This is a genomic window from Streptococcus pneumoniae (assembly GCF_001457635.1).
GTDB classification, from domain to species: Bacteria; Bacillota; Bacilli; order Lactobacillales; family Streptococcaceae; genus Streptococcus; species Streptococcus pneumoniae.
On sequence record NZ_LN831051.1, the window covers coordinates 845,237 to 857,563 of the forward strand.

At 39.5% G+C, this 12,327-nt stretch carries 9 protein-coding genes; all 9 read left to right on the forward strand.

Annotated elements, in window-relative coordinates:
- Positions 1–24 precede the first annotated feature (24 nt).
- The 9 genes from AT689_RS04605 (at position 25) to AT689_RS04645 (ending at position 12,326) form a co-directional block, all read left to right on the forward strand.
- Complete coding sequence (locus AT689_RS04605) at positions 25–1,284, forward strand: extracellular solute-binding protein (RefSeq protein WP_000455428.1); 1,260 nt, start codon at positions 25–27, stop codon at positions 1,282–1,284.
- A gap of 13 nt (positions 1,285–1,297) precedes the next feature.
- Positions 1,298–2,164 (forward strand): carbohydrate ABC transporter permease, encoded by an 867-nt coding sequence (locus tag AT689_RS04610; protein ID WP_000757161.1) that lies wholly within the window; start codon positions 1,298–1,300, stop codon positions 2,162–2,164.
- A 13-nt stretch (positions 2,165–2,177) separates the two neighbouring features.
- The gene (locus tag AT689_RS04615) at positions 2,178–3,011 is read left to right on the forward strand and encodes a carbohydrate ABC transporter permease (RefSeq protein ID WP_000806561.1); all 834 of its coding nucleotides are present in this window, start codon (positions 2,178–2,180) and stop codon (positions 3,009–3,011) included.
- 310 nt (positions 3,012–3,321) lie between these two features.
- On the forward strand, positions 3,322–4,764 hold the full coding sequence (gene gtfA / locus AT689_RS04620) for a sucrose phosphorylase (RefSeq protein ID WP_001122331.1): 1,443 nt from the start codon (positions 3,322–3,324) through the stop codon (positions 4,762–4,764).
- A 137-nt stretch (positions 4,765–4,901) separates the two neighbouring features.
- Entirely contained in the window at positions 4,902–6,095 is a 1,194-nt protein-coding gene (locus AT689_RS04625) for an O-antigen ligase family protein (RefSeq protein ID WP_000835622.1), read from the forward strand.
- A gap of 686 nt (positions 6,096–6,781) precedes the next feature.
- On the forward strand, positions 6,782–8,761 hold the full coding sequence (locus tag AT689_RS04630; protein WP_000742229.1) for a peptide ABC transporter substrate-binding protein: 1,980 nt from the start codon (positions 6,782–6,784) through the stop codon (positions 8,759–8,761).
- A gap of 66 nt (positions 8,762–8,827) precedes the next feature.
- Positions 8,828–10,324 carry an ABC transporter permease gene (locus AT689_RS04635; protein WP_000759902.1) on the forward strand — a complete coding sequence of 499 codons (1,497 nt, stop codon included), beginning with the start codon at positions 8,828–8,830 and terminating at the stop codon, positions 10,322–10,324.
- Positions 10,324–11,250: an oligopeptide ABC transporter permease OppC gene (oppC, locus tag AT689_RS04640; RefSeq protein WP_000103698.1), complete on the forward strand. Its 927-nt coding sequence runs from the start codon at positions 10,324–10,326 to the stop codon at positions 11,248–11,250. The genes AT689_RS04635 and oppC overlap by 1 nt, the downstream gene beginning before the upstream one ends.
- A gap of 8 nt (positions 11,251–11,258) precedes the next feature.
- Positions 11,259–12,326, forward strand: coding sequence for an ABC transporter ATP-binding protein (locus AT689_RS04645; RefSeq protein ID WP_000159554.1), 1,068 nt, complete (start codon positions 11,259–11,261; stop codon positions 12,324–12,326).
- Position 12,327: the final 1 nt, after the last annotated feature.

Sequence of the window (12,327 nt, forward strand, 5' to 3'; positions counted from 1 at the left end):
TAAATTTATAAAGGAGGCTTTCTAATGGAATGGTATAAAAAAATCGGACTTCTTGCAACTACAGGTTTAGCTTTGGTTGGGCTCGGCGCTTGCTCCAACTATGGTAAATCTGCGGATGGCACAGTGACCATCGAGTATTTCAACCAGAAAAAAGAAATGACCAAAACCTTGGAAGAAATCACTCGTGATTTTGAGAAGGAAAACCCTAAGATCAAGGTCAAAGTCGTCAATGTACCAAATGCTGGTGAAGTATTGAAGACACGCGTTCTCGCAGGAGATGTGCCTGATGTGGTCAATATTTACCCACAGTCCATCGAACTGCAAGAATGGGCAAAAGCAGGTGTCTTTGAAGATTTGAGCAACAAAGACTACCTGAAACGCGTGAAAAATGGCTACGCTGAAAAATATGCTGTAAACGAAAAAGTTTACAACGTTCCTTTTACAGCTAATGCTTATGGAATTTACTACAACAAAGATAAATTCGAAGAACTGGGCTTGAAGGTTCCTGAAACCTGGGATGAATTTGAACAGTTAGTCAAAGATATCGTTGCTAAAGGACAAACACCATTTGGAATTGCAGGTGCAGATGCTTGGACACTCAATGGTTACAATCAATTAGCCTTTGCGACAGCAACAGGTGGAGGAAAAGAAGCAAATCAATACCTTCGTTATTCTCAACCAAATGCCATTAAATTGTTGGATCCGATTATGAAAGATGATATCAAGGTCATGGACATCCTTCGCATCAATGGCTCTAAGCAAAAGAACTGGGAAGGTGCTGGCTATACCGATGTTATCGGAGCCTTCGCACGTGGGGATGTCCTCATGACACCAAATGGGTCTTGGGCGATCACAGCGATTAATGAACAAAAACCGAACTTTAAGATTGGGACCTTCATGATTCCAGGAAAAGAAAAAGGACAAAGCTTAACCGTTGGTGCGGGAGACTTGGCATGGTCTATCTCAGCCACCACCAAACATCCAAAAGAAGCCAATGCCTTTGTGGAATATATGACCCGTCCAGAAGTCATGCAAAAATACTACGATGTGGACGGATCTCCAACAGCGATCGAAGGGGTCAAACAAGCAGGAGAAGATTCACCGCTTGCTGGTATGACCGAATATGCCTTTACGGATCGTCACTTGGTCTGGTTGCAACAATACTGGACCAGTGAAGCAGACTTCCATACCTTGACCATGAACTATGTCTTGACCGGTGATAAACAAGGCATGGTCAATGATTTGAATGCCTTCTTTAACCCGATGAAAGCGGATGTGGATTAGGAGTAGAGAGACTATGAAAAAAGTATTACAAAAATATTGGGCATGGGCTTTTGTGGTCATCCCCCTCTTGTTACAAGCAATTTTCTTCTATGTGCCGATGTTTCAAGGAGCCTTTTACAGTTTTACCAACTGGACAGGATTGACTTATAACTACAAATTTGTTGGCTTAAACAATTTTAAGCTCCTCTTCATGGATCCAAAATTCATGAATGCGATTGGCTTTACCGCAATCATTACGATTGCCATGGTGGTTGGTGAGATTGCACTCGGGATCTTCATTGCGCGTGTCTTGAATTCTAAAATCAAAGGCCAAACCTTCTTCCGTGCTTGGTTCTTCTTCCCAGCTGTTTTATCTGGTTTGACAGTGGCTTTGATCTTCAAGCAAGTCTTCAACTACGGTCTTCCAGCGATTGGGAATGCCCTTCATATTGAATTTCTCCAAACCAGTCTTTTAGGGACTAAGTGGGGAGCAATCTTTGCGGCTGTCTTTGTCCTTCTTTGGCAAGGGGTGGCTATGCCCATCATCATCTTCCTAGCTGGTTTGCAATCTATTCCAACTGAGATTACAGAGGCAGCAAGGATTGATGGTGCGACTAGCAAGCAAGTTTTCTGGAACATTGAATTGCCTTACTTGCTACCAAGTGTCTCTATGGTCTTTATCCTAGCCCTAAAAGGTGGGCTGACTGCCTTTGACCAAGTCTTTGCCATGACCGGTGGTGGTCCAAACAATGCCACAACCTCACTTGGGCTCTTGGTTTATAACTATGCCTTTAAAAACAACCAATTCGGTTATGCCAATGCCATTGCCGTAATCTTGTTCTTCTTAATTGTAGTGATTTCGATCATCCAATTGAGAGTATCTAAGAAATTTGAAATTTAAGAGGAGAAGCATGATGAAACAAGATGAAAGAAAAGCCCTGATTGGCAAATACATTCTATTGATTCTAGGATCGGTTCTGATTTTAGTGCCGCTCCTTGCTACCCTCTTTAGTTCCTTCAAACCCACTAAGGATATTGTAGATAATTTCTTTGGCTTTCCAACCAACTTCACATGGGACAACTTTAGCCGTCTCTTAGCTGATGGGATTGGAGGCTATTATTGGAACTCTGTCGTCATCACTGTCTTGTCTTTACTTGCAGTAATGATCTTTATCCCTATGGCAGCCTACTCCATCGCTCGCAATATGAGTAAAAGAAAAGCCTTTACCATCATGTATACCCTCTTAATCCTCGGAATCTTCGTACCTTTCCAAGTCATCATGATTCCGATTACGGTTATGATGAGTAAACTCGGTTTGGCTAATACCTTTGGTTTGATCTTACTCTACTTGACCTATGCGATTCCACAGACCCTCTTTCTCTATGTTGGCTATATCAAAATCTCGATTCCAGAAAGTCTGGATGAAGCAGCAGAGATCGATGGGGCTAATCAATTTACAACCTATTTCCGCATCATCTTCCCAATGATGAAACCGATGCATGCGACAACCATGATCATCAATGCCCTTTGGTTCTGGAATGACTTCATGTTGCCACTCCTTGTCTTGAACCGGGATTCCAAAATGTGGACTCTGCCTTTGTTCCAATACAACTACGCAGGCCAATATTTCAACGACTACGGACCAAGCTTTGCCTCTTACGTGGTCGGCATTATCAGTATCACCATTGTCTATCTCTTCTTCCAACGCCATATCATTTCAGGAATGAGCAACGGGGCAGTGAAGTAATACTCAATGAAAATCAAAGAGCAAACTAGGAAGCTAGCCGCAGGCTGTACTTGAGTACGGTAAGGTGAAGCTGACGTGGTTTGAAGAGATTTTCGAATAGTATAAGAAGAGCTCATGGAATCTATAGTCTTTGACACAGAGGAAGAGTTCAGCTTGTTGATAATTCTATGTAGAAAACAAGAAAGTAGTACTTTGTTTATCACAGTCTATATTAGTACGAGTTTGATGATAAATAGAGATTTAAAATGAATTTTATTTATGAAGCCAGATCATATGAGACTTGGCTTCAATTAGAAAAAGGAGAGTAATGATGCCAATTCAAAATAAAACCATGTTGATTACCTATTCTGATAGCCTTGGAAATAATCTTAAAGACTTATATGATAATTTGGAAGAGCATTTTGGAGATGCTATTGGAGGAGTTCACCTTTTACCATTTTTCCCATCAACAGGTGATCGTGGATTTGCGCCAGTTGACTACGACGAAGTGGACTCAGCTTTTGGTGATTGGGAGGATGTTAAGCGTTTAGGTGAGAGATATTATCTTATGTTTGATTTTATGATTAATCATATTTCTCGTCAATCCAAGTATTATAAGGACTATCAAGAAAAACATGAAGCCAGTGAATTTAAAGCTCTCTTTTTAAACTGGGATAAGTTTTGGCCAGAAAACCGTCCGACACAGTCTGATGTAGATTTAATTTACAAGCGTAAGGATCGTGCACCAAAGCAAGAGATTGTGTTTGAAGATGGTTCAGTGGAACATTTGTGGAATACCTTTGGTGAGGAGCAGATTGATCTTGATGTGACCAAAGAAGTAACTATGGAATTTATCCGTAAGACCATTCAGCACTTGGCAAGTAATGGGTGTGATTTGATTCGTCTAGATGCCTTTGCTTATGCAGTGAAGAAATTGGATACTAATGATTTCTTTGTGGAACCAGATATTTGGGATTTATTGGACAAAGTTCGAGATATCGCTGCTGAGTATGGGACAGAGCTTTTACCTGAGATTCATGAACACTATTCGATTCAGTTTAAAATAGCAGACCATGATTACTATGTTTATGATTTTGCTCTTCCAATGGTGACACTTTATACTCTTTACAGTTCCAGAACAGAGCGTTTGGCTAAGTGGTTAAAGATGAGCCCGATGAAGCAATTTACGACGCTAGATACCCATGATGGGATTGGAGTAGTAGATGTCAAGGATATCCTGACCGATGAGGAGATTGACTATGCTTCAAATGAACTCTATAAGGTTGGAGCCAATGTCAAACGTAAGTACTCTAGTGCCGAGTATAACAACTTAGATATCTACCAAATCAATTCAACCTACTATTCAGCGCTTGGAGATGATGATGTCAAGTATTTTCTCGCTCGTCTAATTCAAGCTTTTGCCCCAGGTATTCCTCAGGTTTACTATGTGGGTCTATTAGCAGGCAAGAATGACTTGAAATTATTAGAAGAAACTAAAGAAGGTCGAAATATTAATCGTCATTACTATAGCAACGAGGAAATAGCAAAAGAAGTGCAACGACCTGTTGTGAAGGCCCTTCTCAATCTATTTTCTTTCCGTAACCGTTCAGAAGCCTTTGATCTAGAAGGGACTACTGAGATAGAGACACCAACAGCTCACAGCATTGTAATCAAACGTCAAAATAAAGATAAGTCCGTAACAGCAGTAGCAGAAATTGATTTGCAAAATCAGACTTATCGGGTAATTGAGAATGGAGTTGAAGTAACATTTTGAAGCCTTGATATGGTGGATAAAATAGGGTTTTTATTTTGGAAAACGTTTCCTTTGTTTTCAAATTGCTAAAAAAGTGGTACAATATAGGACAGCTTACTATTATCTGAATCAGCTGATTTGGAGAGAAAGGATTCATTTTGAAATCAATAGGCTTTATTGAAAAGCTGAAGGGGTTGTCTAGTAAAGAGCTGATTTTATTGGGAATTATCCTAAGTATCTTTTTACCCTTTTATCTTTTTGTAGTTGTACTCTGTTTATATATTATCAGTTTGATTTTTACAGGAGACATGAAAAGTATTCTTCAGAAAATGGGGGAGCATCCGATGCTGCTTCTTTTTCTTAGCTATAGTACTGTTATATCCATTCTTGCACAAAATTGGATGGGTCTTGTGGCTTCAGTAGGAATGTTTCTATTTACTATTTTCTTTTTGCACTATCAGTCGATTTTATCCCATAAATTCTTTCGATTGATTTTGCAGTTCGTCTTGTTTGGTAGTGTCTTGTCAGCTGCTTTTGCCAGTTTAGAACATTTCCAAATTGTGAAGAAATTTAACTATGCTTTTCTTTCACCCAATATGCAGGTGTGGCATCAGAACCGGGCAGAAGTGACCTTCTTTAATCCTAATTATTATGGAATTATTTGTTGTTTCTGTATTATGATTGCTTTCTATCTGTTTACAACGACCAAGTTGAATTGGTTGAAAGTATTCTGTGTGATTGCAGGCTTTGTTAATCTCTTTGGTTTGAACTTTACTCAAAATCGAACTGCCTTTCCTGCTATTATCGCTGGAGCAATTATCTATCTCTTTACGACTATTAAAAACTGGAAGGCCTTTTGGCTTAGTATTGGGGTCTTCGCGATTGGTTTGAGTTTCCTCTTTTCTAGTGATTTGGGAGTTCGAATGGGTACTTTAGACTCTTCTATGGAAGAACGCATTTCTATCTGGGATGCTGGGATGGCCTTGTTTAAGCAAAATCCTTTTTGGGGTGAAGGGCCATTGACCTATATGCACTCTTATCCTCGGATACATGCTCCTTATCATGAACATGCCCACAGTCTTTATATTGATACGATTCTGAGTTACGGAATTGTGGGTACCATTTTATTAGTTTTGTCTTCTGTTGCTCCTGTTCGCTTGATGATGGATATGAGTCAGGAGTCGGGGAAACGTCCGATTATCGGCCTTTATCTATCTTTCCTTACAGTGGTTGCTGTGCACGGAATTTTTGACTTGGCTCTCTTCTGGATTCAGTCAGGCTTTATTTTCTTGCTAGTTATGTGCAGTATTCCATTGGAGCATCGAATGTTGGTATCGGACATGACGGATTAAGTTTTATAAGTTTGAAATCTTCTACCTTGGGTAGGAGATTTTTTTATACGATGGGCATGTCGTGCATCTGAGGTGTAAGTCCTCTGTAGGGATCCACTACCGGTGAATACAATAGCGCTCCCCAAGCCTGACTATCGTGAGGTAGCGGATTAAAATGGTCTGGGGATAGATCGTTTTAAGTCTGACGCAGGAAATAAGAATTGTCAGAGAAAGCAATAGTGAAATCGTAGGCTATGAATAGAAACGTGATAGCGAGGAGCATATAGTGGATAAGGTAGCGAGAAATTTTAAAGTATAAAAGATAGTCTTAATCTATATATGTAAATCACAAAAGTAATTGAATTCGGAATAAGGTTGGTGTGAAAAGACATAGTAAACTGAATCTTGAATACTAGAATGATACTTCTACAATATTGTTATAATTTAATTTGAATTCCAAAATCACATTGTTTCGTCCGTATTTCATTTTACTGTATGTCTTCCTAAACTCCAAAGTTTCTGCGTCAAATTTCCTATTTTCACTGTAGTCTTTGACACTTCGAACGACAATTTGAATCATATATTCAAAAAAAAATGAAAAATTTGTGCCAACAAGCCTAAATATTCTGAAAATTTGTTTGATTTTTAATGGATAATGTGATATAATGGTTGTCAATCTATAATTCACATAAACAGAGGAGTAGAAAATGAAAAAAAATCGTGTATTTGCTACAGCAGGTCTTGTTTTATTAGCAGCAGGTGTACTTGCAGCATGCAGTTCTTCAAAATCATCTGATTCATCAGCCCCTAAAGCTTATGGCTATGTTTATACAGCAGACCCAGAAACCTTGGACTACCTGATTTCAAGTAAAAATAGTACAACAGTAGTGACTTCAAATGGGATTGATGGTTTATTCACTAACGATAATTACGGTAATCTTGCTCCTGCAGTTGCAGAGGATTGGGAAGTCTCTAAGGATGGTTTGACCTACACTTATAAGATTCGTAAAGGGGTTAAATGGTTTACCTCTGATGGAGAAGAATATGCAGAGGTGACGGCTAAAGATTTCGTGAACGGTTTAAAACACGCAGCAGATAAAAAATCAGAAGCTATGTATTTAGCTGAAAATTCGGTTAAAGGCTTGGCAGATTATCTATCAGGAACTTCAACAGATTTTTCAACAGTTGGTGTCAAGGCGGTTGATGATTATACGTTACAATACACTTTGAACCAGCCTGAACCGTTCTGGAACTCTAAGTTGACCTATTCTATTTTCTGGCCTCTGAATGAAGAATTCGAAACATCAAAAGGAAGCGATTTTGCTAAACCAACAGATCCGACATCCTTGCTTTATAATGGTCCATTCTTGTTGAAAGGGTTGACTGCAAAATCTTCTGTAGAGTTTGTAAAAAATGAGCAATATTGGGATAAAGAAAATGTCCACCTAGATACTATCAATCTAGCTTACTATGATGGATCAGATCAGGAGTCGCTAGAGCGTAACTTCACTAGTGGAGCTTATAGTTATGCCCGTCTTTACCCTACCAGCTCCAACTATTCTAAGGTTGCAGAAGAATACAAGGACAATATCTATTACACACAATCAGGCTCTGGGATTGCTGGTCTGGGTGTGAATATTGATCGCCAAAGTTACAACTATACTTCTAAAACTACAGATTCAGAGAAAGTAGCTACTAAGAAGGCATTGCTTAACAAAGATTTCCGTCAAGCCTTGAATTTTGCTCTTGATCGCTCAGCTTACTCAGCTCAAATCAATGGTAAAGATGGAGCAGCTTTAGCAGTTCGTAATTTATTTGTAAAACCAGACTTTGTTTCAGCTGGTGAGAAGACCTTTGGTGATTTAGTCGCTGCTCAACTTCCTGCTTATGGTGATGAGTGGAAAGGTGTGAATTTAGCTGATGGGCAGGATGGTTTATTCAATGCTGACAAGGCCAAGGCAGAGTTTGCGAAAGCTAAGAAAGCTTTAGAAGCAGACGGCGTTCAGTTTCCTATTCATCTGGACGTTCCAGTAGACCAAGCATCAAAAAACTACATATCTCGTATTCAGTCCTTTAAACAATCTGTAGAAACAGTTCTTGGTGTTGAAAATGTCGTTGTTGATATTCAACAAATGACAAGTGATGAATTCCTTAATATTACTTACTATGCTGCCAATGCTTCATCTGAGGATTGGGATATATCGGGAGGAGTTTCATGGGGGCCAGACTATCAAGACCCATCTACTTACCTGGATATTTTAAAAACAACTAGCAGTGAAACTACAAAAACATATTTAGGATTTGATAATCCAAATAGCCCTTCAGTAGTTCAAGTTGGTTTGAAAGAATACGATAAATTAGTTGATGAAGCTGCCAAAGAGACAAGCGACTTGAATGTCCGTTATGAAAAATATGCAGCGGCTCAAGCATGGTTGACAGATAGTTCACTCTTTATTCCTGCTATGGCTTCTTCTGGTGCAGCACCAGTGCTTTCACGAATTGTTCCATTTACTGGAGCTTCTGCGCAAACAGGCTCTAAGGGGTCAGATGTTTACTTCAAATATTTGAAATTACAAGATAAAGTGGTGACTAAGGAAGAGTATGAAAAAGCTCGTGAAAAATGGTTGAAAGAAAAAGCTGAATCAAATGAGAAAGCTCAAAAAGAATTGGCAAGTCATGTGAAGTAAATAATTTCTAATAGAACTTTCTCTCCATGAGGAGAAGGTTCTTTTGGGATTTTTAAAGGAAATAATATGAAAAAATATATTTTTATGCGTGTTTTGCGGTCATTGGTTTCGATTTTCTTAGTAACGACTTTGACCTACACGATTATCTATACCTTGGTTCCTCGAAAATTGATTTTCAAGCAGGATCCTAACTATAATAAAATTGCGACAACGGCTGATAAACGTGATAACTATGAAAATACTGTGTTTGAGCGTATGGGCTACATTGAGTATTACGATACTAAAGAGTTGCAAGAAAAGGCAAGTAGCATGGATTCTTCTGTAACAGTAGAAGCAAATGCGACCAATAAAGCTATTTATGAAAAGTACATCAATCAATTAGGTCATGGTTGGACTTTGGGAGAATTTACTGAAAGTGGTCAATTCTATGCTACTCGTGAAATTCCAATTTTTGAACGTGTTTTTCACTTCTATGCTAACTTGATTGACATTGACCATACAAATAAAATCCAAGACCCTGAAAATCCAGACTTGAAACGCTACCTTCGTTTTGAAAATGATCCAGCTATCGGATGGTCATTGGTCGGTTCAGGAACTAAACATAAATATCTCTTGTACTTTAACAGTCAGTTCCCATTTGTTCATCAAAACTTTGTGAACTTGAATTTAGGTGACTCTTACCCAACCTATGCTAATACACCAGTTCTTCAGGTTATTACTCAAGGTCAAGGACAAACCAAAACTGCCCAAGTTCAGTTCCCAACAGGTAAGAAAACGTCTTCTGTAAATATTTACTCAAGAACCTACAAGTCACCTAGTCAGGCTGACTCTCGTGAAGTAGCTAGCTATGGGAAAGATGATCCTTATACAGCGACTGAAAGTAATTACCAATATCCATCTATGATTGTCAGCTCTGCTATTACTGGTTTGATTGGTTTGGTTCTTGCCTATGCTCTTGCCGTGCCACTTGGTTCAGCCATGGCTCGTTTCAAGAACACTTGGATTGATAGCCTCTCAACAGGGGCTTTGACCTTCTTGCTTGCTCTTCCAACGATTGCCTTGGTTTACATCGTTCGATTGATTGGATCATCTATTGCCCTTCCAGATTCATTCCCTATCTTGGGAGCTGGAGATTGGCGTTCTTACGTTTTACCAGCAGTCATCCTTGGTTTGTTGGGTGCTCCTGGTACAGCCATTTGGATTCGTCGTTACATGATTGACTTGCAATCTCAAGACTTTGTTCGTTTCGCTCGTGCAAAAGGTTTGTCTGAAAAAGAAATTTCAAACAAACACATATTTAAAAATGCCATGGTTCCGCTGGTTTCAGGAATTCCTGGTGCCATCATTGGGGTTATCGGTGGTGCAACCCTTACTGAAACAGTCTTCGCCTTCCCAGGTATGGGTAAAATGTTGATTGACTCTGTAAAAGCATCTAATAACTCTATGGTCGTTGGTCTTGTCTTCATCTTTACATGTATTTCTATCTTCTCACGTCTTTTGGGAGATATTTGGATGACTATTATTGACCCACGTATTAAATTGACTGAGAAAGGAGGCAAATAATGTCTACAATCGATAAAGAAAAATTTCAGTTTGTAAAACGTGACGATTTTGCCTCTGAAACTATTGATGCGCCAGCATATTCTTACTGGAAATCAGTGTTTAAACAATTTATGAAGAAAAAATCAACTGTAGTCATGTTGGGAATCTTGGTAGCCATCATTTTGATAAGTTTCATCTACCCAATGTTTTCTAAGTTTGATTTCAATGATGTCAGCAAGGTAAACGACTTTAGTATTCGTTATATCAAGCCAAATGCGGAGCATTGGTTCGGTACTGACAGTAACGGTAAATCGCTCTTTGACGGTGTCTGGTTCGGAGCTCGTAACTCCATCCTCATTTCTGTGATTGCGACAGTGATTAACTTGGTTATCGGTGTTTTTGTCGGTGGTATTTGGGGTATTTCAAAATCAGTTGACCGTGTCATGATGGAAGTTTACAACGTCATCTCAAACATCCCACCTCTTTTGATTGTTATTGTCTTGACTTACTCAATCGGAGCTAGATTCTGGAATCTGATTTTTGCCATGAGCGTAACAACATGGATTGGTATCGCCTTCATGATCCGTGTGCAAATCTTGCGCTATCGTGACTTGGAATACAACTTGGCGTCACGTACTTTGGGAACACCAACCTTGAAGATTGTTGCCAAAAATATCATGCCTCAATTGGTATCTGTTATTGTGACAACCATGACTCAAATGCTTCCAAGCTTTATCTCATACGAAGCCTTCTTGTCTTTCTTCGGTCTTGGATTACCGATTACAGTGCCAAGTTTGGGTCGTTTGATTTCGGATTATTCACAAAACGTAACAACCAATGCTTACTTGTTCTGGATTCCATTGACAACCCTTGTCTTGGTATCCTTGTCCCTTTTCGTAGTTGGTCAAAACTTAGCGGATGCTAGTGATCCACGTACACATAGATAGGAGTAGAAATGACAAAAGAAAAAAATGTAATTTTGACTGCTCGCGATATTGTCGTGGAATTTGACGTTCGTGACAAAGTATTGACAGCCATTCGCGGCGTTTCCCTTGAACTAGTTGAAGGAGAAGTATTAGCCTTGGTAGGTGAGTCAGGATCAGGTAAATCTGTTTTGACAAAGACCTTCACAGGTATGCTCGAAGAAAATGGTCGCATTGCCCAAGGTAGTATTGACTACCGTGGTCAGGATTTGACAGCTTTATCTTCTCACAAGGATTGGGAACAAATTCGTGGTGCTAAGATTGCGACTATCTTCCAGGACCCAATGACTAGTTTGGACCCCATTAAAACAATTGGTAGTCAGATTACAGAAGTTATTGTAAAACACCAAGGAAAAACAGCTAAAGAAGCGAAAGAATTGGCCATTGACTACATGAATAAGGTTGGCATTCCAGACGCAGATAGACGTTTTAATGAATACCCATTCCAATATTCTGGAGGAATGCGTCAACGTATCGTTATTGCTATTGCCCTTGCCTGCCGACCTGATGTCTTGATCTGTGATGAGCCAACAACTGCCTTGGATGTAACTATTCAAGCTCAGATTATTGATTTGCTAAAATCTTTACAAAACGAGTATCATTTCACAACAATCTTTATTACCCACGACCTTGGTGTGGTGGCAAGTATTGCGGATAAGGTAGCGGTTATGTATGCAGGAGAAATCGTTGAGTATGGAACGGTTGAGGAAGTCTTCTATGACCCTCGCCATCCATATACATGGAGTCTCTTGTCTAGCTTGCCTCAGCTTGCTGATGATAAAGGGGATCTTTACTCAATCCCAGGAACACCTCCGTCACTTTATACTGACCTGAAAGGGGATGCTTTTGCCTTGCGTTCTGACTACGCAATGCAGATTGACTTCGAACAAAAAGCTCCTCAATTCTCAGTATCAGAGACACATTGGGCTAAAACTTGGCTTCTTCATGAGGATGCTCCAAAAGTAGAAAAACCAGCTGTGATTGCAAATCTCCATGATAAGATTCGTGAAAAAATGGGATTTGCCCATCTGGCTGACTAGG